The organism is Streptomyces sp. NPDC031497, assembly GCF_055580905.1.
In genome coordinates, this window is the sequence record NZ_JBVIKO010000017.1 from 13,324 (window position 1) to 37,846 (window position 24,523).

The following is a 24,523-nucleotide window of genomic DNA, read 5'->3' on the forward strand; positions in this document are numbered from 1 at the left end:
CGCCGGCGGTGTGGAACAGGTCACTCAGCACGCCCCCTGACTGACTCTTTGTCAGTTGTCTATCGTTCTTGTCTATGGTGATCAGGTGAGCGAGCAGACGCAGCGACAGAGCACGTCACAGACGCGGCGCGTGGTGGTCGTGGGCGCGGGCATGGCCGGGGTGCAGACCGCCGTGGCCCTGCGCGAGCAGGGGTTCACCGGGACCCTCACCCTGATCGGCGCCGAGCCGCACCAGCCGTACGACCGGCCGCCGCTCTCCAAGGCGGTGCTGCTCGGCAAGGCGGAGGGCTCCGCCTTCGAGGTCGACTTCGAGGCGCTCGACATCGAGCTGGCGCTGGGCCGCGAGGCCCTCGGTGTGCGCCCCGCCGACCGCGAGCTGGACACCGAGGCAGGACCGGTGCCCTACGACGTCCTGGTGCTCGCCACCGGTGCCGAGCCGATCACGCTGCCCGGCACCGAGGGCGTGCCCGGCGTCCATCTGCTGCGCACCCTGGACGACGCCGAGCGGCTGCGGCCCGTGCTCGCCCGGCAGCACGACATCGTGGTGGTCGGCGCGGGCTGGATCGGCGCCGAGTTCACCACCGCGGCCCGGGAGGCCGGCTGCGCGGTGACCGTCGTGGAGGCCGCCGACCGCCCGCTCGCGGGAGCGCTCCCGGCCGAGGTGGCCGCGCCGATGACCGCCTGGTACGCCGACAGCGGCGCCGAACTGCGCACGCACGCGCGCGTGGCGCGTGTCGAACCCGGCGCGGTGGTGCTCGACGACGGCTCGCGGCTGCCCGCGGGCGCGGTCGTGGTCGGCATCGGCGCCCGCCCCGCCACCACCTGGCTGGCCGGCTCCGGCATCGACCTGGGCGCCCACGGGGAGGTGCTCGCCGACGACCGGCTGCGCACCGGCGTCCCGGACGTCTACGCGGTCGGCGACTGCGCCTCCTTCCCGTCCGGCCGCTACGGCGAACGCCTCCTGGTCCACCACTGGGACAACGCCCTCCAGGGCCCGCGTACGGTGGCCGCCAACATCCTCGGCGAGTCCGACGCGGTCTACGACCCGGTGCCGTACTTCTGGTCGGAGCAGTTCGGCCGCTTCGTGCAGTACGCCGGCCACCACACCGTCGCCGACCGCATGGTCTGGCGCGGTGACCCGTCCGGACCCGCCTGGACGGTGTGCTGGCTCCGCGAGGGCCGCCTGGTCGCCCTTCTGGCGGTGGGCCGCCCGCGTGACCTGGCCCAGGGCCGCAGGCTGATCGAGGCGGGCCGCCACATGGACGCCGAGGCGTCCGCCGATCCCGCACGCCCCCTGAAGAACGCGACCGTTGACTGATTCCCGTCCTGGGAACAGTGCCCCGCAAGGGGCGCGGGGCCGCGGCATGTGCGGCTCCGCCGCGTGGGCGCGATCAGCCCCGACGGTGCCGCACCTGAAGCGTGACCCGTCCCGGCGCTTCCCTCTCGCGGGCCGCCCGGCGGAACGCCTACCCTTGTTTCCGTGACCGAGATTGACGCAAAGATCGATGTTCTCGTCCCCGCCTGGCTCACCGTCCCCGACATCGCAGAGATGCTGGACGTCGAGGTGACGCGCGTGCGGCAGCTGGTCAAGGAGGGCCAGCTCATCGCCGTCCGCCGTGGTGAGAACCGCGCGCTGCACATCCCCGCCGCCTTCATCGACGGGGACAAGGTCGTCAAGGGCCTGTCCGGAACCTTGACGCTCCTGCGGGACGACGGCTTCACGGACGAAGAGATGCTGGAGTGGCTCTTCACGCCCGACGCCAGCCTGCCCGGCACCCCCGCGCAGGCCCTGAGCGAGAATCGCGGTACGGAGGTGAAGCGCCGCGCCCAGGCGCTCGCCGTCTGAGGCAGCCAGTAACGACACAACGGGGGACACACCGATGACCGACACCGCCCGCGCCCAGCTGGCCGACGCCCGTCTGTACCTGTGCACGGACGCCCGCAAGGAGCGGGGCGATCTCGCCGGGTTCCTGGACGCGGTCCTGGCGGGCGGTGTCGACATCGTGCAGCTGCGCGACAAGGGCATGGAGGCCGGCGAGGAGCTGGAGCACCTCGCCGTGTTCGCCGACGCCTGCGCCCGGCACGGCAAGCTGCTCGCGGTCAACGACCGCGCGGACGTGGCCCACGCGACCGGTGCCGACGTGCTCCACCTCGGCCAGGGCGACCTGCCGGTCCCGGCCGCCCGCGCGATCCTCGGCCCGGACGTCCTGATCGGCCGCTCCACGCACGCCGACTCCGAGGCCGCCGCGGCCGCCGTCCAGGACGGGGTGGACTACTTCTGCACCGGCCCCTGCTGGCCCACGCCCACCAAGCCCGGCCGCCCCGCACCCGGCCTCGACCTGGTGCGGTACACCGCCGCCCTGGGCACGGACCGTCCCTGGTTCGCCATCGGCGGCATCGACCTGGGCAACCTCGACCAGGTGCTGGACGCGGGCGCCCGCCGGGTGGTCGTGGTCCGCGCACTCACCGAGGCCGACGACCCGGGCGCCGCGGCGGCCGAGTTCGCTAAGCGGCTGCGGTCGGCGTAGCCCCGCGGCCGCTCCGGTCCGGCTGAGTGACAGGACCGTCCGGAAACTTGTCCAGTATCCGGACGCGGGACCGACAATCCGGGCAAATCTCCCGAGTGCGGTTGGGCGTCCGTCCGCCCCTGGCTAACCTGCGAGTATGGCCCTCGGAACCGCATCCACCAGGACTGACCGCGCACGCACCGTGCGTGACATGCTCGCCTCCGGCAAGACCACGTACTCGTTCGAGTTCTCGGCGCCGAAAACCCCCAAGGGCGAGCGGAACCTGTGGACCGCGCTCCGGCGGGTCGAGGCGGTCGCCCCCGACTTCGTCTCCGTGACCTACGGTGCCGGCGGCTCCACCCGCGCGGGCACCGTCAAGGAGACCCAGCAGATCGTCGCCGACACCACGCTCACCCCGGTCGCCCACCTCACCGCGGTCGACCACTCCCTGGCCGAACTGCGCAACATCATCGGCCAGTACGCGGACGCCGGGATCCGCAACATCCTCGCGGTGCGCGGCGACCCGCCCGGCGACCCGATGGGGGAGTGGGTGGCGCACCCGCGGGGCCTGACCTACGCGGCCGAACTCGTCCGGCTCATCAAGGAGTCCGGTGACTTCTGCGTGGGCGTGGCCGCCTTCCCGGAGATGCACCCGCGCTCCAGCGACTGGGACACCGACGTCCGGCACTTCGTCGACAAGTGCCGCGCGGGCGCCGACTACGCCATCACGCAGATGTTCTTCCAGCCCGAGTCCTACCTTCGCCTTCGCGACCGGGTCGCCGCGGCCGGCTGCGAGACCCCGGTGATTCCGGAAATCCTGCCCGTCACCAGTGTGAAGATGCTGGAACGGTTGCCCAAACTCAGCAACGCGACCTTCCCGGACGCCCTGAAAGAGCGGATCCTCACAGCCAAAGACGATCCGGCGGCGGTACGCTCCATCGGTATCGAGTTCGCCACGGAGTTCTGCGCACGGCTGCTGGCCGAGGGCGTCCCCGGACTGCACTTCATCACACTCAACAGCTCCACGGCGACGCTGGAAATCCACGAGAACCTGGGCCTGCACCATCCCCCGCGGGCCTAGACCGGCCGCACCGGAGTACGACACACTGCGTAGCGGTCACTGGGAGAGGGGCGTACATGGGCTGGACGGTCCTCTACGTAGCGTTCGGCATCGTCGCGCTGTGGTTGCTGGGCGAGGTACTGCTGCAGTACAAGGCGCGGCTGCGCTGGCGGCTGCTCGCCTTCGTCGGCTTCCTCGGGGTCGTGTTCGGTGTCCTGATCCCGTCGGTGATCGTCATCGGAGTGGGCGCGATCGCGTTCGCGGTCGGCCAGACCTACGTCACGCTGTCGTTCCGCCGTGGCTTCGAGGCAGGCTGGGCCGTCAAGCGCCCCGGCGCGGACGGTGAGGGCGGCCTGACCAAGCGCCGCCGCGGTGAGCCGGACGAGGACCCGGGCCTGGAGGCCACCGACCCGGACGCGGCCGACGCCGCCTACGCCGACGAGCGGGCGGCCTACGACACGGGCGGCACCCCGCGCTACGGCCGCGACGACGAGTACGAACGCGACGACGTCTTCTCCCCGGCCCGCGCCGCCGAGCCGACCGCCGCCGAGTCCACGGCGGTGTACGAGCCGCAGCCGATGCCCGACGACACCGGCTCCTACGGCATATACAACGACTCCGGCTACGCCACCAACACCACCGGCGACCCCGCCTACGCGACCGCCGGCCAGGACCAGGCGTACGCGGCCCAGGGCACCGACCAGAACTACGCGTACGACTACTCCGGCTACGGCCAGCAGCAGTACGGCTACGACGCCAATGGCCAGCAGCAATACGCCAACTACTCCGACCCGTACATCGGCAACCAGACCTACGGCGGCGCCGGGTACGACCAGTCCTACGGCACCCAGCAGTACGACCAGCAGGGGTACGCCCAGGACCAGTACGGCAACGCCGGTTACGGCGAGACCCCGGCGGGCGGTGTCTGGGTCCCGCAGCAGCGCGCCGACGAGACCTACGGCGGCGAACTCCCGCAGGAGCAGCCGTACCCCTACCAGGGCGACGGGCAGGGCCAGCAGCAGGGGCAGCACGGCGCCGGGTACGACGAGCAGTACCGTTTCTGAACCCGCTGTTCCGTGAAGCGCGGGCCGCGCCTCACTGCGAGCCGCGGAACTCCGGTCCCTCCACGATCAGCCCGGCCACCAGCGCACCCGACATGCCGGCGTGCGGCAGCCCGCCGCCGGGGTGCGACCAGCGGCCGACCCGGTACAGGCCCGGCAGCCGGGTGGTGTTGGCCGGGTGCAGGAAACGGCCCTTGCCGGCGGCGAGGGCGGGAGCTGAGATCTCGCCGAACCCCCCGGTCCCCGTGACCTGTTCCGGCAGCCGCGTCTCGTACCGGATCAGGCGCTCCCGCAGCCCCGGGACGGCCGCCTCGGCGGCTTCCAGGAGGAAGTCCGTACACACCCGGGCCGTGCTGTCGCTCTCCCAGTCGGCATCGGTCGACAGCACCGCCGACAGCACCACGGACTCGTGGTCGTCGTCCGGTCTGAGCGCCGGGTCGTCGGGGCGCAGCACGGTCACGGTGGGGCGCACCGGACGGTCGCCGCCGGGCGAGGCCAGCAGGTCCAGCTCGGTCTCGCCGTCCGGGGCGTGCACGATCGTGCGGTGCGCGGCACCGGCCTCGGGCCCGCCACGCAGTGCGAGCAGCACGGTGAAGCGGCCCGGGCGCGCCGTCTTCGTGCCGGCCCGCACATCGTCGTCGGCGTCCAGGCGGCACCCCGTCAGCCGCGTGAGGGCGTCGAGCCGCACCGGATCGACTCCGGCCACCACATGGTCCGCGTCGATCACACTGCCGTCGGCGAGCTCCACCCCCGCCGCCCGGCCGTCCTTCGCCAGCACCGCGGTGACCTCGGCGCCGAACACGAACTCGACCCTCCGCCGCACACACCGCTCGTACACCGCCCGTGCCAACTCCCGTATGCCGCCGCGCACATACCAGGTGCCGAAGGCGTGCTCCAGGTACGGCAGCACGGCCGCGCTCGCCGGAGTGTCACGGGGGTTGAGGCCATAGGCGAGCGCGTGGCTGTTCAGGAGGGCGGCGAGGCGCTCGTCGCGCAGCTCCCAGGCACCGATCTCGGCGAGGGTGCCGGCCCGGCGGGTGCGCAGGAGCTTCTTGTGCGGCACGGACGGGTACGGCTCGCGCTCGGCCAGCACCTGCCAGTCCGGCCACAGCGGCTCCTCCAGGAGCGGGCGCCTGGTGCGGTCCCAGGTCTCCCGGGCCCGCACCAGGAAGTCGCCCCAGCGCTGTCCGGCGCCCGCCCCCAGGGCCTCGTCGAGGGCGCTGACGACCCCCGCGCGGGACGCGTTCGGCAGCGCGACCTCGGTGCCGTCCGCGAAGACGTGCCGGGCCGACGGGTCGACCTGGACCAGCTCGACCAGGTCCTCCAGCGGCTCCTTGCCGGTCTTGACGAACAGGTCGCGGTAGACGGCGGGCAACGGCAGCAGGCCCGGGCCGGTGTCGAAGGCGAACCCGTCGCGCTCGAACCGGCGCACCCCGCCGCCGTACGTCTCCGTACGCTCGTACACCGTCACCCGGTGGCCCGCGACGGCCAGCCGGGCGGCCGCCGCCATGGCGCCCATCCCGGCGCCGATCACCGCAATCCGTCCCATGCCCGCGACTTTATCGACCGCCACTGACAACCCGGCCCGGCGGCCCGTCAGTCCGGTGGCCTGCCCACCTGCGTCGCGACCCGGCGTTCCTCCCGGCGCTGGGCGCGGCGGCGCCAGAAGCGGCGGATCCGGGAGACCAGGAACACCAGCACGATCAGACCGGTGGCCAGCAGCACCGCCGCGATGATCGCCGCCGCCAGCGGGTGGAACATCGCGAACGACACGATCGCGCCGACCCCGAGATCCTCGGCGAAGCTCAGCACGATGTTGCTGAACGGCTCCGGCGAGGTGTTGACCGCCATCCGGGTCCCGGCCTTGACCGTGTGGCTGGCCAGCGCCGTGGAACCGCCGACCAGCCCGGCCACCACGTCGTTGAGCGAGCCGCTCTGCCCGGCGAGCAGCGCCCCGACCCAGGCGCCCGCCACCGGGCGGACCACCGTGTGCACCGAGTCCCACACCGAGTCGACGTACGGGATCTTGTCGGCGACCGCCTCGCACAGGAACAGCACGCCCGCGATGATCAGCACCTCGGGGCGCTGCAGCGTCTCGGGGACGTCGTCGCTCAGGCCCGTCGCGCCGAAGAAGCCGAGCAGCAGCACCACCGCGTACGCGTTGATTCCGCTGGCCCAGCCGCTGGTGAAGACCAAGGGGAGTACCGACACGGAGGCGATCGTAACCAGTCGGCGACCGCGCGTCCTGGGCCTGAGCACACAGAGCTGAGTACGCGTACCTAGCGAGTGAGTTGAGTACGCGCGCGGATGGGCCACGACCTGCGTGAACGAGAGAGTGGAGACACGGAAAGGGGCGCCCGGTCCGGTACCGCCGACACGGGGCGGCGGAACGGCGCCGGCGCCCTTGCCCGCTCCTTCCGCCGATCCGTCGGCGGAAGCGAGACACGGGGGAAGGGGACCCGGGGGAACGACGGGAAACCGGGGGAAACACGGGGGTGCAGGGAAGGCGCCGGTCCGACGGTGGCCCGCGGGGGACGCGGCCACCGCGGGCCGGCGCTTTCGTGTGCCCACGCGCGCGTGCCGCGCTGTGGTGTGCCCACGCGCGCGTGCGGCTTCCTCGCGGTCACGCGCGCGTGCCGGTCCCGGAAGGGCTCAGCCCTTCCCGCTCACCCGCCCCTGCAACAGCCGGGACAGGGCCGAGTGGACGTCGTCCAGGGAGCGCTCGGGCTGGAAGGACTTCCAGTCCAGCGCGGCCACCAGCACCATGCCGACCAGCGCGGCCGCCGTCAGCTGGATGTCGATCTCGTCACTGAACTCGCCGTTCTCGACGCCCTCGCGCAGCACGCCCTCGACGACCGCGACCGCCTGCTGCCGGACCACCATGAGCGTCGACTGCCAGGCCCGGTTGGTGCGCCACAGCTCGGCCACGTAGAGCTGGGTGAAGGCCGGGTAGCGGTCGATGAAGACCAGGCCCGCCCGGACCATCGCGTCCAGGGCGTCGACCCGGTTGCCGCCCTCCCGCGCGGTCCGTTCGGCGGCCTCCTTCAGGGAGGCGGTGAGCAGGCCCACGCCGTGCCGCAGCAGCTCCTCGAAGAGGACCGACTTGCTCGCGAAGTTGTAGTAGACCGTGCCCTTCGCGACCCCGGCACGCTCGGCGATCTCGTCCACGGTGGTGGCGGAGAAGCCCTGCTCGGCGATGAGGGTGACGGCCGCCTCGTAGAGCTTCTGCCGGGTGGCTTCACGGCGCGTGCTGCCGCCCGTGGTGCTGCTGCTTTCCATGGTCCTGATTCTCACAGGAACGGCGGCCCCCGCGGGCACCGGAGGAAAGGTCATGGATCTCCTCACAGGCTCAGCTCGGGGTGCAGCCGGTCCAGCGTCCACACCTGGCGGCGCCTGGCCGAAAGGGCCGTGAGCGCGAGTGCGCCCACAGTGAACGCCGTCAGCACGGCGCAGGCCTGCCACACCGGTCCCAGTCCGCCGCCGGTGATCAGCCGCCGCAGCGCCGCCACGATGTAGCTCATCGGCAGGAACGGGTGGATCGCGTTGAAGAAGCCCGGGCTGGTCTGCACGGGATAGGTGCCGCCCGCCGACGTCAGCTGGAGCATCAGCAGCGCCAGCACCAGGATCCGGCCGGCCGCGCCGAAGCGCGCGTTCAGCCACTGCACGATCGCCGCGAAGCACGCCGTCACCAGGAACAGGAACCCGACCGTCCCGGCCGCGCGGGCCATCTCCAGACCGATCGCCCAGTGCAGGACGGCCATCAGGGCGGCCGTCTGCAGCACCCCGACCGCGACCACCGGCAGCCAGCCCGCCAGCGCGATCCGCCAGGCCGCCGAACCGGCCGCCAGGGCACGCCGGTTGAGCGGCTGGATCAGCATGTAGGCCACCATCGCGCCGACCCACAGGGACAGCGGGATGAAGTACGGGGCGAACCCGGTGCCGTAGTTGGGCGCCTTGTGCAGGTCCTGGGAGGCGAGCCGGACAGGGTCGGCCATCACCTCGGTGCGCCGGTCGCGGTCGTTCTTGCCGTAGTCGGGGATCCGGGCGGCGCCGTCGTGCAGACCGCCGGCGAGCCTGCCGGAGCCGTCGACGAGCTTGTACATCCCGCCGTTGAGGTCGTAGGCGCCGGTCTTGAGCTTGCCGATGCCCGCGTCCAGACCGGTCGCGCCGGTCAGGGCCGTGCCGAGCCCGGTGTGCAGCTTCTCGGCACCCGCGGCGACCTGGGCCGCGCCGTCGTTCAGCTTGTTGATCTTCCTGACGGCGTCGGCGACGTCCTCGGACAGGTGCGGGGCCCGGTCGGCGAGAGCCTCGGCCTGCCGCTGGAGGACGGCGAGGTTTCCGTCGAGCGTCTTCAGGTCGCCGTGCTGGTCCGCGATCAGCGTGTCGAGGTCGTCGGCGACGGCGGCCACGTCGTCGGCCGCGTCCCTGGCCTTCTTCAGGTCGGGACAGGCCGGGTCGGTCAGCAGCGCGGCCGGGCAGCGCGCCCGGTAGACCTCGTCCAGCGTCCCGGCGGCCGTGTGCGCGGTCTTCGCGGCCGCGGGGGCCGCCTTCACCAGGACGCCCAGGTTGTCGCGGACGGTCCCGGCCGAGTCGGCGACCAGCCGCGCCGTGTCGCCGATGGTCTTCTCGTTGCCCTCCAGATACGGGCCGACCTTTCCGTAGACCCCGTCGACCTGGTCCGCGAGGGACTGGGTGCCGTCCGCGACCTGCCGGGAACCGTCCTCCAGCCGCCCCGCGCCCGCGTCCAGCTTCTTGACCCCCTTGGCGAGCTTGCCGCTGCCGGTCTTGGTGTCCTTCAGTCCGTCCGCGAGATCTTTCGAGCCCTTCTCGGCCTTCCCGATGCCACCGGTGAGCGTGTCGGCGCCCTCGGCGGCCTTCACGGTCTGTCCGTGGATGTCGGCGAACGAGATGAAGATGCGGTCCAGGAAGGACCGGGACGCCTTGGCGGACGCGGCCGAGCGCACCTCGTTGAAGACGGTGCGGGAGATCTGGCCGACGATGTAGTTGTTCGCGTCGTTCGTACGCACCTGGAGCGCGCCGGTCTCCGGGGAGTCGCCCGCGCTGGAGGCGACGCGCGAGCTGAAGTCGGCGGGCATGGTCAGCGACAGGTAGTAGGTGCCGTTTTCGACACCCCGGCGCGCCTCGGCCGCGCTCACCTGGTGCCACTCGAACGTCCTGCTGTCCTTGAGGCCGTCCACGATGTCCTCGCCCGCGGTGATCTTCCTGCCGCTCGCGCTCGCCCCCTTGTCGTCGTTCACGAGCGCCACCGGGATGCGGTCCAGCCGGCCGTACGGATCCCAGAACGACCACAGATAGAGGGCGCCGTACAGCAGCGGCAGCACCAGCAGGGCCACCAGGGCCGCGCGGGGCAGCCTCCCCCGTCCGAAACGCCTGAGCTCAAGCGCGGCCAGTCGTGGCGAGCGCATCGCGGGCCTCCTCCCCGGTTCCGGTGCCTTCGGGCATCCCGGTCTCCTCTTCCTGAGCGGTCCCGGTACGGACCACGACAGCCCCCTCCAGGGCCTCCCCGCACACCGCCACCACGGTCGTCCCGGCCGCGGCGATCGACGCCAACAGCGCCCGCGCCTCGGTCTGTTCGGCCGCCGACAGCTTCAGGTCCACGTCGTCCACGGCCAGTAGCCGCGGCTTCCCGACCAGCGCCAGCGCCACGGACAGCCGCAGCGCCTCGATCCGCTCCAGATCCCGTACGGCGGTCCGGGAGCCCTTCGGCAGCGCCTCCAGGTCGAGCCCGGCGGCGGCCAGGGCGTCGTCGATCAACTGCCGTGCCTGGGCGCCCTTCTCGGCCCGGGGCCGCAGCAGGGCGCGCAGCGAGTCGCCGAACCGGCGCTGCAGCAGGGCCCGTTCGCGCAGGTGCTCGCCCACGGTCAGGGCGGGTTCGAGGTCGGTGACCCCGGTCATGTTGGCCACCGCGCTGATCCGGCGTACGGCCGCCGGCTGCTTGAGCAGCCGGGCCTCGCCGACCGTCGCGTTGCCCTCGGTGGCCCTCATCCGCCCGGTGAGGGCCAGCAGCAGACAGGTGCGGCCGGAGCCGGACGGCCCCTCCACCGCGATCAGCGCGCCGGGCCCGGCGTCCAGGGAGATCCCCCGGAACGCCCAGCCGCGCGGGCCCTTGAGCCCGAGCCGCTCGGCCGTGACAGGTACGCCGTGCACAGATCCCCCCTGCCTTCCGAAGCGCTGTCCGCATGCGACTTCGTTTTTGAACTGACTGGTCAGTGCAAAAACTAACCCGAACCTGCGATCGAAGCAAAGCCCCAGGTCAGAACGGATTGTCAGTGCCATACCTCACGATGGGCACATACGGCACCCCGTGTGAGGGAGCCGTCACCCAGACGACAGGAGGTTCGTCATGGCCAACTCCTCAGCGGCCGCCGCCCACCGGCGCCGCGCCACCGGCCCTGCCCCCTCACTGACCGGCCCGGCGAGCGACGTGCACCCCGTGCTCCGCCGGGCCACGGCCCCGCCCGCCGCCCTCGACCTGCTCGCCCAGGCCCGCGCCACCCTCGACGAGGCCGAACTCCTCGACGCCCCCAACGAGCGCTATGCGACGGCCCATCTGGCCGCCCTGCGCACCGCGGCCGCCGTGCTCGCCGCCCGCGCCCGCCCCGAGACCTCGCCCCGGCGCCGGGCCCGCATCCGCAGCGCCTGGGAGGTGCTCCCCGAGGTCGCGCCCGAGCTCACCGAGTGGAGCGCCCTGTTCGCCTCCGGCGCCGGCCGCCGCGCCCGCGCCGAGGCGGGCATCCAGGGCGCGGCCGGCCGCCGCGACGCCGACGACCTGATACGGGACGTGGAGATGTTCCTCCGCATAGTCGAGCGGATGCTCGTCCTCCAGCCGGTGCTGCCGCAGCCCCGCCGACAGGAGGGGGAGCGGCCGGACGGCCTCCCGGAGAGAGGGCTGCCCGACGCGGGATGACCGGGCGGGCAGCGGAGGCGAGAGGGCGGCAGCCGAGGCAATAGGGTGGAGAGCGCCTGAAGCCTTCCTTCCTCCCGCACCCCGGGCAGGGGAGGCACCGAGTTCGCGCCGCCGGGCAACAGGCGGTGCCGCGCCGAGGAGTCAACTGCCGTGCCGGACCCCACACGACCCCGCGCTTCTCTCCGTACCGCCGTGGTCTGGGAGGTCCTCCAGGACGCCCTCGACCGCCGGGTCAAGGCCACCGGCCGGGACGCGCTGGACGTCCTGGACACCGGCGGCGGCAGCGGCAACTTCGCCGTGCCCCTCGCCCGCCTCGGCCACCGTGTCACCGTGGTCGACCCCAGCCCGAACGCCCTGTTCGCGCTGGAGCGCCGCGCCGCCGAGGCCGGTGTCGCCGACCGGGTCAAGGGCGTCCAGGGCGACGTCCTCGGCCTGTTCGACGTGGTCGAGCGCGGCAGCCACGACGTGGTGCTCTGCCACGGCGTCCTGGAGTACGTCGACGACCCGGCCGAGGGCGTGCGCAACACGGTGGCCGCGCTGCGCTCCGAGGGCGTCCTCAGCCTGCTCGCCGCCGGGCTCGGCGGGGCCGTGGTCGCGCGGGCCCTCGCCGGGCACTTCAAGGAGGCCCGGCAGGCCCTCGACGACCCCGACGGCCGCTGGGGCAGCGGCGACCCCATGCCGCGCCGTTTCACCGCCGAGCAGCTCACCGGCCTGGTCGAGGGCGCGGGCCTGGCCGTCGCCGCCGTGCACGGCGTGCGGGTCTTCGCCGACCTGGTACCCGGCGTCCTGGTGGACACCGAGCCCGGCGCCCTCGACGCCCTGCTGAAGCTGGAGGCCGCCGCGGCCGAGCTCCCGGCCTTCCACGCCGTCGCCACCCAGCTTCATGTGCTCGGCGAGACTCCGGGTGCGGCCGGGGCCTGAGATTCTCCTGAGACGAGCCCGCTGATCAGGGGCTCGGCAGCGGATGGAGTACGCCACAGGCCCCCCGATCGAGGGGTTTGCGCCGTATGATCGAGGGAGACCGCTCGGCATGACGGGACGGCCGCTGGGGAATGGAAGCCTCAGCGAGCCGGAACGGCCATGGCGGATTCCGGTTGGCCAATTGGCCTAGAGGGGCGGGTTTCACGGGGGCGATTCCCTGCCTATCCTGAAGGGACCCCCCGGGTCGCCCTGGCGACTGCACGATGAGGAGGACGCCGTGCCGCTCTCGGAGCACGAGCAGCGAATGCTTGAGCAGATGGAGCGAGCGCTGTACGCCGAAGACCCCAAGTTCGCGACAGCGCTTGAGGGAAGCGGGTTGCGGACGTACACCCGGCGACGGGTCTACCAGGCGGCCGCAGGCTTCCTCGTGGGTATCGCGCTCCTCATGGCCGGAATGGTCGCACAGCAGATCTGGGTCAGCGTGGTGGGCTTCCTCGTCATGCTGGGCTGCGCGGTCCTTGCCGTCACCGGCTGGCGCAAGGCTCCCAAGCCCGGCGAACAGCCCGCGGGAGGCCCGCAGGCCCGCCGTCAGGGCCGGCCGAAGCGCTCGATGATGGACCGCATCGAGGAGCGCTGGCAGCGCCGCCGCGACGAACAGGGCCACTGACTTCGCCGCTTCCACGACTGAGCTTCAAGCATGACTGAGCTTCACGTACGACTGAGCTTCACGTACGACTGAGGGGTGACCACCCAGTGGGTGGTCACCCCTCAGTCGTGTTCCCTCGGGCCCGCTCCGCGCAGCGGCCCTCAGCCCTGCTGCCCCGAAGGCTTCCGCAGCGTCGGCCGGTAGGCTGCCACCCGCTCCCGCAGCCGCGCCCACCCGGCCGACATCGCCCACAGCACGCGCACGGCCGACCGCGGCAGGAGCAGCGCCCTGAAGTGGGTGGGGCCACTCGCCGGGCCGTCCAGTCCGACCGCCACCCGGCGGACGTCGTCCGCGATCCCCGGCGTCAGCCGCGACCGCGGCGCGTACAGCACCTGCTCGACCGCGTCCGCGACCCGGTGCGCCGAAGCGGCCGACGCCGGGTCGAGACGGCCCAGGCGGACGATCCGGGCGGCCGTCCCGCGCGGGGTCTGTGACTCGTCCGGCAGGATGCCGAAGTCCCATGCCGTGTCGGTCAGTTCCTGCCAGACCGCCAGCGTGTGCGCCGCGATGCCCTCCTCGGTCCGCGCATACGAACCGAGCCGCTTCGCCCGCACCCGCTGCCGCCACAGCATCGGTGACAGCAGCACCGCCACCACGGCGATACCGCCGAGCGGCCCCAGCAGCCACCACAGGGACGGCCCGCCTCCGTCGCCGGCCGTCACCGCACCCGCCGCCGACGGGCTCGCGCAGATGTCCTGCCTGCGCATCTGGGCCGTGCAGCTCTCGCTCGCCGAGGCCGAGGCCGACGGCGCCGCCGAGGCGCCCGTGGAGGGCACGGCCTGGTCCGGCACCGAGGAGCCGGGGGTGTCCGAGACGGTGTACGACGGCGTCGTGCCCCGGGTCGGGGTCGGCTCGAACCGGGTCCAGCCCACGCCCTCGAAGTACAGCTCCGGCCAGGCGTGCGCGTCCTTCAGACCCACCGAGACCGTGCCGTCGGCCTGCGGGGTGCCGGGCGCGAAGCCCACCGCGACCCGGGCCGGGATGCCCAGCGTCCGGGCCATCGCGGCCATCGCGAAGGAGAAGTGCACGCAGAAGCCGCGCTTCTGCTTCAGGAAGTTCGCGATCGCGCCCTCGCCCCGGCCGACCTGCACCTGGGTGTCGTACTGGAAGCCGCCGTTCACCGCGAAGTAGTCCTGGAGCTTGACCGCCTCCTCGTAGTGGTTCGTCGCGCCCGCGGTGACCTCCTGGGCCGTCCGCGCCACCACCGACGGCAGCGAGGAAGGCACCTTGGTGTAGTCCTTCCTCATGGCGGCCGTCGGCTCCGGCGCCGTGGCCAGCTGCTCCGCCGTCGGCTGCACGTCCAGGCTGGTGACCTGGTAGGTCTCACCGCGCGTGTTCTGCCCGTGGTCACCGACCAGCGTCATCCCGACGGGTTCGTAGCGCCAGGTGCCGGCGACCTTCACCCCGCTCGGCGGGTACGGCATCGGCAGCCAGTCCTGGGCGTACCAGTCGGCGGCCGAGATCGTGGTCCGCACCGTCGCCCGCTTGATGTCGCCGCCCAGGCCGGCCGGGGTCGGGAAGGTGTCCGGGACGCCGGTGATGTGCCGCTGGGCCGGCTTCCAGGTGGTGCCGTCGAAGTCGTCCAGGGAGACGATCCGCAGATACAGGTCGGAGACGTCGGCGGTGGTGGTCCGTACGGACAGCACCTGACGGTCCTCGTCCACGTTGAGGCTGTCCCGCAGCGACACCAGGGGGTTGACCGCGGAGATCGTGCCGCCGTTCCCGGCGCCCACGCCGACGCCGTTCCCGGTGCCGTCCAGCAGGCCGCCCTGGATCGAGGGCATCACGAACGGCACGAACAGGGCCACGCTCAGCACGGCGAAGCCGATCCGGCGGCCGGTGCGCACCGGGGCCACCGCGCCGCTCTCCTGGCCGCCCGGGGTGCGCGAGACCCCGCCGAACACCCGGCCCCATTGCGAGAGCCGGTCCCGGCCCTCGGCGAGCAGGAGCAGCAGATAGCCGGCCGCCGCCACCAGGAACCAGAACCAGTCGTTCGGCCCGTCGGACAGGCCCGCCGCCACCGAGTACAGCGCGAGCAACGGCAGTCCGGCCGGGGCCGCGCTGCGGAAGGTCACCGCGAGGGTGTCCACGATCAGCCCGACGATCAGTACCCCGCCGATCAGCATCAGCCGGATGCCGTCCGACAGCGGCGCGGGTATCGCATACCGGCTGACGTCCTCGGAGCCCTGCTGGAGCAGGTCGGCGAAGTACCGGAAGGTGTCCGGGCCGGGGATCAGCCCGGCGACGGCGTGGCCCCGGGCGAAGACCAGGGTCAGCATCAGCAGCGTGGCCAGGGCCTGCGCGGCCACGGTCAGCGGCCGGGCCAGCGGCACCCGGCGCGCGGCCGCGCCCACGCCGGTCTGGATCGCCACCAGGAAGGCCGCCTGGAACAGCCAGGTCTTCGGGGAGACCAGGGGCAGCAGGGCACAGGACGCCATCAGCGTCGCCGCCGCCGCGGTCAGGGCCAGCCGGGCCCGTCCGCTCATCACCGGGCCTCGCCGCCCGCCGCGGCCACCGAGAGGCGCTCCCGGTCGGCCTGCTGCCACAAGTCGGCGAGCGGGGCGCCGCGCGGCACGCCGACCGCCGTCCAGCCGGACTCGCGCAGCATCCGCAGCCCCTCCTCGTGGGCGTGGCCCGCGGCGGGCACGTCGGTGGGCTCCCGCACCCAGGTGAACGGGTCCAGGACGAAGGCGACGGCACCGCCGCTGCGCTGGCGCATCTTCGTGGCGATCGCCGCCTGTTCCTCGTCGAGGTCGCCCAGGAAGGCCACCAGCAGCCCCTCGTTCCCGCCGCGCAGCACGTCGTAGGCCCGGGACAGGCCGGCGCCGTCCGAGTGGTCGATCACGGCCAGGGTGTCCATCAGCAGCCCGGCCGCGTCGGCCGAATCCTGGCCGGAGCCCGCGAAACCGTCGGCGCCCTCACCGGGCACCGCGCTGCCGGTGTCCGTCAACAGCCGGACCGAGTAGCCGCGTTCGAGCATGTGGACCAGGACCGAGGCGGCGCCGGAGACCGCCCATTCGAACGCCGAGTCGGGGCCCGCGCCCTCGTAGGCGATGCCCCGGGTGTCCAGCAGTACCGTGCAGCGGGCGCGCTGCGGCTGCTCCTCGCGGCGCACCATCAGCTCGCCGTAGCGGGCGGTGGAGCGCCAGTGCACCCGGCGCAGGTCGTCGCCGTACCGGTAGCCGCGCGGGATCACGTCGTCCTCGCCGGCCAGGGCCAGGGAGCGCTGCCGCCCGTCGCCGTACCCCTTCGCCTCGCCGCCGAGCCGGATCGGCGACAGCGGCTCCACGCGCGGGATGACGGTCAGGGTGTCGAACGTCGAGAAGGACCGGGTCAGTTCGCACATTCCGAACGGGTCGGTCAGGCGCAGCTGGAGCGGGCCCAGCGGATAGCGGCCGCGCAGGTCCGAGCGGACCCGGTAGGAGACCTCCCGGCGGCCGCCCGGCTCGACCCGGTCCAGGACGAAACGCGGGCGCGGGCCGAGGACGTAGGGCACCCGGTCCTGGAGCATCAGCAGGCCGGTGGGCAGCCGCGAGACGTTGTCCATCCGCAGATGGACCCGGGCCTCGCTGCCGGCCGGCACCCGCGAGGGGGAGAGCCGGCGGCTGCCGGCCACCCGGTAGCGGGTGCGGTAGAGCACGGCCGCGCAGATCAGCGGCAGCACGGCGAGCAGCAGCCCGACCCGGCGCAGATCGCTCTGGCCGAGTATGTACGCGCAGATCACCGCCGCGATGCCGGCCGCCAGGAAGGAGCGGCCACGGGTGGTCAGCCCGGCCAGGGCCGTGCGGATGCCGCCCGACTCCTCGCGGTCGGCCTCCGCCGGGGCGCTCATCACAGACTCCGCGGGGGCTGCTGGGGATACGCCGGGACGCCCTGGCCCAGACCGCCGAAGCCGCTCTGCTGGCGGGGGGCCGCGGGTACCGGGGTCTGCTGCAGGATCTCCTGGACGACCTGTTCCGCGGTGCGCCGGTTGAGCTGGGCCTGGGCGGTGGGCAGCAGCCGGTGGGCCAGCACCGCCACGGCGAGCGCCTGCACGTCGTCCGGCAGCGCGTACTCCCGGCCGCTCAGGGCCGCGGACGCCTTCGCCGCGCGCAGCAGGTGCAGCGTCGCGCGCGGCGAGGCGCCGAGTCTGAGGTCGGGGTGGGTACGGGTGGCGGAGACCAGGTCCACCGCGTACCGCCGGACCGTCTCGGCGACATGGACGCCCCGCACGGTCTCGACGAGCTTCACGATGTCGTGCGCGTGCGCCACCGGCTGCAGGTCCTCCAGGGGGCTCGCCCCGCCGTGGATGTCGAGCATCTGCAACTCGGCCTCCACGCTGGGGTAGCCGACCGAGACGCGGGCCATGAAGCGGTCGCGCTGGGCCTCCGGCAGCGGGTAGGTGCCCTCCATCTCGACCGGGTTCTGGGTGGCCACCACCATGAACGGACTGGGCAGTTCATAGGTCTGCCCGTCGATGGTGACCTGCCGCTCCTCCATCGACTCCAGCAGTGCGGACTGGGTCTTGGGCGACGCGCGGTTGATCTCGTCGCCGATCACGATCTGGGCGAAGATGGCGCCCGGTTTGAACTCGAAGTCCCGGCGCTGCTGGTCCCAGATGGACACGCCGGTGATGTCCGACGGCAGCAGGTCGGGCGTGAACTGGATGCGTCGCACCGAACAGTCGATGGACCGCGCCAGCGCCTTCGCCAGCATCGTCTTGCCCACGCCGGGGACGTCCTCGATCAGAAGATGTCCCTCGGCCAGCAGCACGGTCAGCGAAAGCCGTACGACCTCGGGCTTGCCCTCGATCACACCCTCCACCGAACTGCGGACCCGCTCCACAGTGGCGGTCAGATCTGTGAGGCTCGCTCGATCGTCATAGGTCGTCACCCGGCCCTCCTCGGCCCTACATTGCCCGGGCCGGCGCTCTGTCAGCGGAACCGGCCCACCCCGAAACACGGACACCACGCGTGAATAGTTCCGCGCGACGTCTCACACCGCATTCTTGCTGCCGTTACCGATTCGTGTCACTCGCCTGTGGACAACTGCCCGCACTATGTCGGTCTTACGGCCTTTCGACCGTGTATTCGACAGGGTCCTGACAGGGTACGGCGGCGGTTTTCGGGGCGGGCGGTCCGTCGGAGCCGGTCGGCTCAGGCCGGATCGACCTCGCGCAGCAGGCCGGTGCGGACGTCGAAGACGAAGCCGCGTACGTCGTCGGTGTGGAGCAGGAACGGCGAGGTGCGCACCCGCTGCATGGACTGCCGTACGTCCTGGTCGACGTCCCGGAAGGACTCCACCGCCCAGGCCGGGCGCTGGCCGACCTCCATCTCCAGCTCGGTGCGGAAGTCCTCGGTGAGGGCCTCCAGGCCGCAGCCGGTGTGGTGGATGAGGACCACGCTGCGGGTGCCGAGCTTGCGCTGGCTGATGGTGAGGGAGCGGATCACGTCGTCGGTGACCACACCGCCGGCGTTGCGGATGGTGTGACAGTCGCCGAGGTGCAGGCCGAGCGCCTTGTGCAGGTCGATACGGGCGTCCATACAGGACACCACAGCCACGTGCAGGACGGGCCGGGCGTCCATACCGGGGTCGGTGAAGGCGGCTGCGTACGTTTGGTTGGCGTCGACCAGGCGGTCCGTCACGGTGCCGCCGTCGGTTATGGCGCCTTCGGATCCAGTGGGAGCTGCTGCGGAAGTCGTCATAGACACGACGGTACTGGTCACGGGCGGTCGGAGCCTGCTGTGAGAGGGCACAAAGAACGCCATGGTGGCTTGTTGTGAGCTAACCCACACGGAGGGCAAACCAGGGCCGTACGGGTGATTCCTTTCCAATCGCGGCCCCCGCCGCCATGTCGTACGCGCCGCGCAGGCCGGTTGATTGACCGGGCGACACGGTGGACTAAAGTGACGCGAAGCGGGAGGCGAGGCTCTCCCCGCTGGTGAAATCCCCTGGAGACCCCGGCACGGCGCCCGGACCGTCTCCCCACGTGCGCGGCGCGCGTACCGAGCGGGCGGGGACCCGGCGGTGCGTATCTCCCGCGCGGAACCTGAGAGGCCCCCAAGAATGCAAGGGCGCGAAGCGCTTCCGAACAAGGGCGGTGGCGGGCGACCGGAGGGCGAGAGCCGACACGTCCCGGTGATGCTCCAGCGGTGCCTGGACCTGCTGGCGCCCGCTCTGGAGGCGCCGGGCGGGGTGGTCGTCGACTGCACCCTCGGCCTCGGCGGCCACAGCGAGGCGCTGCTGACCCGCTTCCCCGAGGCCCGTCTGGTCGCCCTGGACCGTGACAAGGAGGCGCTGCGCCTGTCCGGCGAACGCCTCGCCCCCTTCGGTGACCGCGCCACCCTGGTGCACGCCGTGTACGACGAGCTGCCCGGGGTACTCGAACGTCTCGGCATCGCGCGCGTGCAGGGCGTGTTGTTCGACCTCGGTGTCTCCTCCATGCAGCTCGACGAGGCGGACCGCGGCTTCGCCTACGCCCAGGACGCACCCTTGGACATGCGCATGGACCAGACGACCGGCATCAGCGCCGCCGAGGTCCTCAACACCTACCCGCCCGGCGACCTCGTGCGCATCCTGTTCGCGTACGGCGAGGAGAAGCAGGCCAAGCGGATCGTCTCGGCGATCGTCCGGGAACGCGAGAAGGAGCCGTTCAGCAACAGCGCCCGGCTCGTCGAGCTGATCCGGGACTCCCTGCCGCAGGCCGCCAAGCGCACCGGCGGCAACCCGGCCAAGCGCACCTTCCAGGCGCTGCGCATCGAGGTCAACGGCGAACTGGCCGTCCTGGAAAGGGCGATCCCGGCCGCGGTGAAGGCCCTCGCGGTCGGCGGTCGGATCGCCGTACTGTCGTACCACTCGCTCGAAGACCGCCTCGTCAAGCAGGTGTTCGCGGCCGGTGCCGCCACCACCGCGCCACCCGGACTGCCGGTCGTGCCCGAGCAGTACCAGCCCCGGCTCAAGCTGCTCACGCGCGGTGCCGAACTTCCCACCGAGGAAGAGGTCGCCGAGAACCGCCGGGCCGCCCCCGCGCGTCTTCGAGGGGCCCAGCGCATCAGGGAGTCCATCGAATGAGCGGCGTGAGCACGCGGGGTTTCCGGACCCACCGGAGGACACGTGAGTAGGAAACCCGAGCTGAAAGGGCGGGCCGCCCGGCTCGCCCGGCTCTTTCCGGTCGGCCGGGCCAACCAGGCCGCCCGTACCCCGTTCGTCCTGCTGGTCGTCCTGCTGCTCGGCGGCGGCCTGATCGGCCTGCTGGTGCTGAACTCGGCGCTCAGCGAGGGCTCGTTCAGACTCGACGACCTGCAGAAGCAGACCAAGAACCTCACCGACGAGGAACAGGCCCTGCAGCGGGACATCGACGCCTACTCCGCCCCCGACGCCCTCCAGCGCCGGGCCAGTGAGCTCGGCATGGTCCCCGGCGGTGACCCGGCCTTCCTCGGCTCCGACGGCACCGTCAAGGGCGTCCCCAGCCCCGCCGCTCTGCGCGGGACCACCCAGCCGCCCGCCCCCGAGGTCATCGGCACGCCGTCCGTCGCCGCGCCGACGGCGGCCGTCTCCGCTCCGGTGACCGCACCGACACCCACGCCGGTCACCACACCGGTGACGGCCCCGACGCCGGCACTCACGCCCGTGACGACCCCGACCACGACCCCCGGCAGGTGACGGAAGTGCCAGACACTACGGGAGAAAGGCAACCGCCGCGCCGCCGTGTGCCCGGCCCCGCCAAGCCGCCCCGCCCCCGGGAGCCCAGGGGCGCCGTCCGCAGTCAGCCGGGCCCCGGCGCTCGCCCGGTCCGCCGCCCGAGCGCGCGGCGCCCTCCGCCCTCGCCCCCCCTGCGGCTCGGCAGCCCCCGCCCCCGGCTGCGCATGGTCGGCTTCGCCCTGACCCTGGTGCTGCTGGTCTTCGTCGGACGGCTGCTCCAGGTGCAGGCCGTCGACGCCAGCGCGTACGCCGCCAAGGCCGAACAGAACCGGTACGTCGTGCACACCCTGGCCGCCGAGCGCGGCGGGATCACCGACCGCAACGGCGTGGCGCTGGCGATCAGCGAGGACGCCTACGACATCACCGCCGACCCCACGATGTTCACCCGCAAGCAGCTCAAGGTGGACGACGGCCCCGAGCAGGCCGCCGCGCTGCTCGCCCCGATCCTCGGCAAGAACCAGGCCGACCTGGTCAAGCTGCTGCGGCCCGAGAACAGGGAACTGCGCTACGTCCGGCTCGCCGCCCGGCAGACCCCGCAGGTCTGGAAGCAGATCAAGGACCTGAAGACCGCGCTCACCAACAAGGCCGACACCGAGGGCGGCACCGTCAACGTGCTCGCCGGTGTCTTCGCCGACCCCAGCAGCCAGCGCGTGTACCCGAACGGCGACCTGGCCGCCGGGATACTGGGCTGGGTCAACGTCGACGGCAAGGGCGGCGGCGGTATCGAGCAGCAGCTCGACAAGCAGCTGACCGGCAAGGACGGCAAGATCCGCTACGCCCAGTCCGGCGGCCGTGAGGTGCCCACCGCGGGCTCCACGGAGACCCCGGCGGTGCCCGGCGCGGACGTCGAGCTGACCATCGACCGGGACATCCAGTGGGCCGCGCAGAACGCCATCACCGAGCAGGTCGAGAAGTCCAAGGCGGACCGCGGCTATGTGGTCGTCCAGGACACCAGGACCGGACAGATCCTGGCGATGGCCAACTCGCCCGGCTTCGACCCGAACGACCTGTCGACGGCCGACGCCGCCGCGATGGGCAACGCCGCCCTCCAGGACGCCTACGAGCCCGGCTCCACCGCCAAGGTGATGTCGATGGCGGCCGTTCTGGAGGAGAACGCGGCAACCCCGCTCACCCATGTGGTGGTGCCCAACCGGCTGCACCGCGGCGACCGGCTCTTCAAGGACGACATCGACCACGCGACCTGGTACCTCACGCTCAACGGCGTGCTCGCCAAGTCCAGCAACATCGGCACCATCCTCGCCACCGGCCAGCTCGGCAAGACCCAGGAGCAGGCCAACCAGGTCCTCTACTCGTATCTGCGCAAGTTCGGCATCGGCGGCTACACCGGGCTCGGCTTCCCCGGCGAGACCCGGGGCATCCTGGCCGCCCCGGCCAAGTGGTCGACCTCGCAGCAGTTCACGATCCCTTTCGGCCAGGGTTTCTCCATCAACGCCATGCAGGCGGCCTCCGTCTACTCGACCATCGCCAACGGCGGAGTCCGGGTCGAGCCGTCCCTGGTGCGCGGCTCCAAGGGCGCCGACGGCCGCTTCACCCCGGCCGCGCAGCCCAAGAAGTCGCGCGTGGTCAGTGCGAAGACGGCCAAGACCCTTGCCGAGATGCTGGAGTCCGTCGTGGACGACGAGCAGGGCACCGGCGCCAAGGCCGCCATCCCCGGCTACAACGTCGCGGGCAAGACCGGCACCGCCAACCGAGTGGATCCGGCCACCGGCAGATACCGCGGCTACACCTCGTCGTTCGCCGGGTTCGCGCCCGCGGACAACCCCCGCATCACCGTCTACTGCGCCATCCAGAACGCCACCGCCGGCAGCTACTTCGGCGGCCAGATCTGCGGCCCGATCTACAAGCAGGTGATGGAGTTCGCCCTCAAGACCCTGCAGATCCCGCCGACCGGCGCCAAGGCGGCGAACCTGCCCGTCGACTACAAGCCCTGATCAGCGCCCCAGCTTTTCGGAAAGACCACCAGGAACGAGTCCGTGACAACGATCACCCCCGATCCCGGGAACCACCGGGCCCCGAGCCCCTCACTTCGCTCCGGAGCGGGTGCGCCCGGTACGCTCACCGCCGTGCCACACGCTGATCAGTCCCAAACCACCCAGAAGGGCGCTTCCGTGACATATCCGGGGCCGCCCCGGCCGGTTCAGGTCTCCGCCACACCCCTCGCGGAGCTCGCCGATCAGCTGGGTGCCGCCGTCCCGGACACCGCCGGCAACGCGGTGGAGGTCACGGGCATCACCCATGACTCGCGCGCGGTCCGCCCCGGTGACGTGTACGCCGCCCTGCCGGGTGCCCGGCTGCACGGCGCCGACTTCGTCGCCCAGGCCGCCGGCCTCGGCGCGGTCGCCGTGCTGACCGACCCGACGGGCGCCGAACGCGCCGCCGCGACCGGTCTGCCGGTCCTGGTCGTCGACGATCCGCGCGCGCGGATGGGCGAACTCGCGGCCACCATCTACGGTCACCCGGGCCGCGACCTGCTCCAGATCGGCATCACCGGCACCTCCGGCAAGACCACCACGGCCTACCTGGTCGAGGGCGGCCTTAAGGGCACGCGCGGCACGGGACTCATCGGCACCGTCGAGATGCGCATCGGCGACGAGCGCATCAAGTCCGAGCGCACCACCCCCGAGGCCACCGACCTTCAGGCCCTGTTCGCCGTCATGCGCGAGCGCGGCGTCGAGGCCGTCGCCATGGAGGTCTCCAGCCACGCCCTGGTCCTCGGCCGGGTCGACGGCTGCGTCTTCGACATCGCGGTCTTCACCAACCTCAGCCCGGAACACATGGAGTTCCACTCCGACATGGAGGACTACTTCCGGGCCAAGGCGCAGCTCTTCACCCCGGAACGCAGCAGACGGGGAGTGGTCAACGTCGACGACGAGTACGGCCGCAGACTCGCCCGCGAGGCCGGCGTCCCGGTCGTCACCTACTCCGCCGAGGGCCACCCCGACGCCGACTGGCGGGCCGCGGACGTCCACATCGGCCCGATGGACTCGACGTTCACCGTCGTCGGGCCCGGGGACGTCCGGATCGCCGCCAAGTCGCCGCTGCCGGGCCCCTTCAACGTGGCCAACACCCTCGCCGCGATCGTCGCCCTGGCCGCCGCGGGCCTCGACCCGCAGACGGCCGCCGACGGCGTCGCCGCCGTCCCGGGTGTCCCGGGCCGCCTGGAGCGCGTGGACGCCGGACAGCCCTACCTCGCGGTCGTCGACTACGCCCACAAGACGGACGCCGTCGAATCGGTCCTCAAGGCCCTGCGCAAGGTCACCAAGGGCCGGCTGCACATCGTCCTCGGCTGCGGCGGCGACCGCGACAGGACCAAGCGGGCCCCGATGGGCGCCGCCGCGGCCCGGCTCGCCGACACGGCCGTACTGACCTCCGACAACCCCCGCTCCGAGGACCCGCTCGCCATCCTCGCGACCATGCTCGAAGGCGCCGCCACGGTGCCCGCCCACGAGCGCGGCGAGGTGCTCCTCTTCGAGGAGCGGGCCGCCGCGATCGCCGCGGCCGTCGCCCGCGCCCACCCCGGCGACACCGTGCTGGTCGCCGGCAAGGGCCATGAGCAGGGCCAGGACATCGCCGGCGTGGTTCGTCCCTTCGACGACCGCCAGGTGCTTCGCGAAGCTATCCAGAAGACCCAGGGATGAA

21 protein-coding genes are annotated in these 24,523 nt (G+C 72.4%); 12 read left to right on the top strand and 9 right to left on the bottom strand.

Annotated features, from left to right (window positions below):
* The first annotated feature begins 85 nt into the window (after positions 1–85).
* From ACZ5K7_RS30170 to ACZ5K7_RS30190, 5 genes are all read left to right on the top strand, one after another.
* Complete coding sequence (locus tag ACZ5K7_RS30170; RefSeq protein WP_468918108.1) at positions 86–1,318, top strand: NAD(P)/FAD-dependent oxidoreductase; 1,233 nt, start codon at positions 86–88, stop codon at positions 1,316–1,318.
* A 162-nt stretch (positions 1,319–1,480) separates the two neighbouring features.
* The gene (locus ACZ5K7_RS30175) at positions 1,481–1,846 is read left to right on the top strand and encodes an Rv2175c family DNA-binding protein (protein ID WP_351695318.1); all 366 of its coding nucleotides are present in this window, start codon (positions 1,481–1,483) and stop codon (positions 1,844–1,846) included.
* Between the two features lie 34 nt (positions 1,847–1,880).
* On the top strand, positions 1,881–2,528 hold the full coding sequence (thiE, locus tag ACZ5K7_RS30180) for a thiamine phosphate synthase (RefSeq protein ID WP_351695316.1): 648 nt from the start codon (positions 1,881–1,883) through the stop codon (positions 2,526–2,528).
* A 136-nt stretch (positions 2,529–2,664) separates the two neighbouring features.
* Entirely contained in the window at positions 2,665–3,588 is a 924-nt protein-coding gene (gene metF / locus ACZ5K7_RS30185) for a methylenetetrahydrofolate reductase [NAD(P)H] (RefSeq protein WP_351695314.1), read from the top strand.
* Between the two features lie 56 nt (positions 3,589–3,644).
* The gene (locus ACZ5K7_RS30190; protein ID WP_468918112.1) at positions 3,645–4,631 is read left to right on the top strand and encodes an SCO2102 family sporulation regulator; all 987 of its coding nucleotides are present in this window, start codon (positions 3,645–3,647) and stop codon (positions 4,629–4,631) included.
* A 31-nt stretch (positions 4,632–4,662) separates the two neighbouring features.
* Here ACZ5K7_RS30190 and ACZ5K7_RS30195 read toward each other — a convergent pair whose 3' ends face one another.
* The 5 genes from ACZ5K7_RS30195 to ACZ5K7_RS30215 form a co-directional block, all read right to left on the bottom strand.
* The gene (locus ACZ5K7_RS30195; RefSeq protein WP_468918113.1) at positions 4,663–6,177 is read right to left on the bottom strand and encodes a phytoene desaturase family protein; all 1,515 of its coding nucleotides are present in this window, start codon (positions 6,175–6,177) and stop codon (positions 4,663–4,665) included.
* A 47-nt stretch (positions 6,178–6,224) separates the two neighbouring features.
* Positions 6,225–6,839, bottom strand: a complete 615-nt coding sequence (locus tag ACZ5K7_RS30200; protein WP_351695308.1) for a DUF4126 domain-containing protein — start codon at positions 6,837–6,839, stop codon at positions 6,225–6,227.
* Positions 6,840–7,280: 441 nt separating this feature from the next.
* A complete protein-coding gene (locus tag ACZ5K7_RS30205; RefSeq protein WP_351695306.1) occupies positions 7,281–7,907 on the bottom strand; it encodes a TetR/AcrR family transcriptional regulator in 627 nt (208 codons plus the stop codon).
* Positions 7,908–7,969: 62 nt separating this feature from the next.
* Positions 7,970–10,054 carry a YhgE/Pip family protein gene (locus ACZ5K7_RS30210; protein WP_468918116.1) on the bottom strand — a complete coding sequence of 695 codons (2,085 nt, stop codon included), beginning with the start codon at positions 10,052–10,054 and terminating at the stop codon, positions 7,970–7,972.
* Positions 10,026–10,796 (bottom strand): ATP-binding cassette domain-containing protein, encoded by a 771-nt coding sequence (locus ACZ5K7_RS30215; protein WP_468918118.1) that lies wholly within the window; start codon positions 10,794–10,796, stop codon positions 10,026–10,028. The genes ACZ5K7_RS30210 and ACZ5K7_RS30215 overlap by 29 nt, the downstream gene beginning before the upstream one ends.
* Positions 10,797–10,992: 196 nt before the next feature.
* Between ACZ5K7_RS30215 and ACZ5K7_RS30220 the strand changes: the two genes are divergently transcribed.
* The 3 genes from ACZ5K7_RS30220 (at position 10,993) to ACZ5K7_RS30230 (ending at position 13,144) form a co-directional block, all read left to right on the top strand.
* Positions 10,993–11,556: an SAV_6107 family HEPN domain-containing protein gene (locus tag ACZ5K7_RS30220; RefSeq protein ID WP_468918120.1), complete on the top strand. Its 564-nt coding sequence runs from the start codon at positions 10,993–10,995 to the stop codon at positions 11,554–11,556.
* 150 nt (positions 11,557–11,706) lie between these two features.
* Entirely contained in the window at positions 11,707–12,477 is a 771-nt protein-coding gene (locus ACZ5K7_RS30225; protein ID WP_351695297.1) for a methyltransferase, read from the top strand.
* 277 nt (positions 12,478–12,754) lie between these two features.
* Positions 12,755–13,144 (top strand): DUF3040 domain-containing protein, encoded by a 390-nt coding sequence (locus ACZ5K7_RS30230; RefSeq protein ID WP_351695295.1) that lies wholly within the window; start codon positions 12,755–12,757, stop codon positions 13,142–13,144.
* Positions 13,145–13,284: 140 nt separating this feature from the next.
* Here ACZ5K7_RS30230 and ACZ5K7_RS30235 read toward each other — a convergent pair whose 3' ends face one another.
* The 4 genes from ACZ5K7_RS30235 to ACZ5K7_RS30250 all read right to left on the bottom strand — a co-directional run bounded on the left by ACZ5K7_RS30235 (position 13,285) and on the right by ACZ5K7_RS30250 (position 18,930).
* The gene (locus ACZ5K7_RS30235) at positions 13,285–15,669 is read right to left on the bottom strand and encodes a transglutaminase TgpA family protein (protein WP_468918123.1); all 2,385 of its coding nucleotides are present in this window, start codon (positions 15,667–15,669) and stop codon (positions 13,285–13,287) included.
* A complete protein-coding gene (locus ACZ5K7_RS30240) occupies positions 15,669–17,015 on the bottom strand; it encodes a DUF58 domain-containing protein (protein ID WP_468918124.1) in 1,347 nt (448 codons plus the stop codon). The genes ACZ5K7_RS30235 and ACZ5K7_RS30240 overlap by 1 nt, the downstream gene beginning before the upstream one ends.
* On the bottom strand, positions 17,015–18,055 hold the full coding sequence (locus ACZ5K7_RS30245) for an AAA family ATPase (RefSeq protein ID WP_351695289.1): 1,041 nt from the start codon (positions 18,053–18,055) through the stop codon (positions 17,015–17,017). The genes ACZ5K7_RS30240 and ACZ5K7_RS30245 overlap by 1 nt, the downstream gene beginning before the upstream one ends.
* Before the next feature lie 263 nt (positions 18,056–18,318).
* Positions 18,319–18,930, bottom strand: coding sequence for a beta-class carbonic anhydrase (locus ACZ5K7_RS30250; protein WP_468918126.1), 612 nt, complete (start codon positions 18,928–18,930; stop codon positions 18,319–18,321).
* A gap of 298 nt (positions 18,931–19,228) precedes the next feature.
* Here ACZ5K7_RS30250 and rsmH point away from each other — a divergent pair, with 298 nt between their 5' ends.
* From rsmH to ACZ5K7_RS30270, 4 genes are all read left to right on the top strand, one after another.
* Positions 19,229–20,233 (top strand): 16S rRNA (cytosine(1402)-N(4))-methyltransferase RsmH, encoded by a 1,005-nt coding sequence (gene rsmH / locus ACZ5K7_RS30255; protein WP_351695285.1) that lies wholly within the window; start codon positions 19,229–19,231, stop codon positions 20,231–20,233.
* A 42-nt stretch (positions 20,234–20,275) separates the two neighbouring features.
* Positions 20,276–20,824 carry a cell division protein FtsL gene (ftsL, locus tag ACZ5K7_RS30260; protein ID WP_468918128.1) on the top strand — a complete coding sequence of 183 codons (549 nt, stop codon included), beginning with the start codon at positions 20,276–20,278 and terminating at the stop codon, positions 20,822–20,824.
* Between the two features lie 203 nt (positions 20,825–21,027).
* Entirely contained in the window at positions 21,028–22,815 is a 1,788-nt protein-coding gene (locus ACZ5K7_RS30265) for a peptidoglycan D,D-transpeptidase FtsI family protein (RefSeq protein ID WP_468918130.1), read from the top strand.
* A 42-nt stretch (positions 22,816–22,857) separates the two neighbouring features.
* Complete coding sequence (locus ACZ5K7_RS30270) at positions 22,858–24,522, top strand: UDP-N-acetylmuramoyl-L-alanyl-D-glutamate--2,6-diaminopimelate ligase (protein WP_468918131.1); 1,665 nt, start codon at positions 22,858–22,860, stop codon at positions 24,520–24,522.
* The last annotated feature ends 1 nt before the right edge of the window (position 24,523 follow it).

What these genes read in the sequence shown, in the direction of transcription:
- thiE (WP_351695316.1), top strand. Translation starts at nt 1,881, where the DNA reads ATGACCGACACCGCCCGCGCCCAGCTGGCCGACGCCCGTCTGTACCTG.
- metF (WP_351695314.1), top strand. Translation starts at nt 2,665, where the DNA reads ATGGCCCTCGGAACCGCATCCACCAGGACTGACCGCGCACGCACCGTG.
- ACZ5K7_RS30190 (WP_468918112.1), top strand. Translation starts at nt 3,645, where the DNA reads ATGGGCTGGACGGTCCTCTACGTAGCGTTCGGCATCGTCGCGCTGTGG.
- ACZ5K7_RS30195 (WP_468918113.1), bottom strand. Translation starts at nt 6,177, where the DNA reads ATGGGACGGATTGCGGTGATCGGCGCCGGGATGGGCGCCATGGCGGCG.
- ACZ5K7_RS30205 (WP_351695306.1), bottom strand. Translation starts at nt 7,907, where the DNA reads ATGGAAAGCAGCAGCACCACGGGCGGCAGCACGCGCCGTGAAGCCACC.
- ACZ5K7_RS30210 (WP_468918116.1), bottom strand. Translation starts at nt 10,054, where the DNA reads ATGCGCTCGCCACGACTGGCCGCGCTTGAGCTCAGGCGTTTCGGACGG.
- ACZ5K7_RS30220 (WP_468918120.1), top strand. Translation starts at nt 10,993, where the DNA reads ATGGCCAACTCCTCAGCGGCCGCCGCCCACCGGCGCCGCGCCACCGGC.
- ACZ5K7_RS30235 (WP_468918123.1), bottom strand. Translation starts at nt 15,669, where the DNA reads ATGAGCGGACGGGCCCGGCTGGCCCTGACCGCGGCGGCGGCGACGCTG.
- ACZ5K7_RS30240 (WP_468918124.1), bottom strand. Translation starts at nt 17,015, where the DNA reads ATGAGCGCCCCGGCGGAGGCCGACCGCGAGGAGTCGGGCGGCATCCGC.
- ACZ5K7_RS30250 (WP_468918126.1), bottom strand. Translation starts at nt 18,930, where the DNA reads ATGGCGTTCTTTGTGCCCTCTCACAGCAGGCTCCGACCGCCCGTGACC.
- rsmH (WP_351695285.1), top strand. Translation starts at nt 19,229, where the DNA reads ATGCAAGGGCGCGAAGCGCTTCCGAACAAGGGCGGTGGCGGGCGACCG.
- ACZ5K7_RS30265 (WP_468918130.1), top strand. Translation starts at nt 21,028, where the DNA reads ATGGTCGGCTTCGCCCTGACCCTGGTGCTGCTGGTCTTCGTCGGACGG.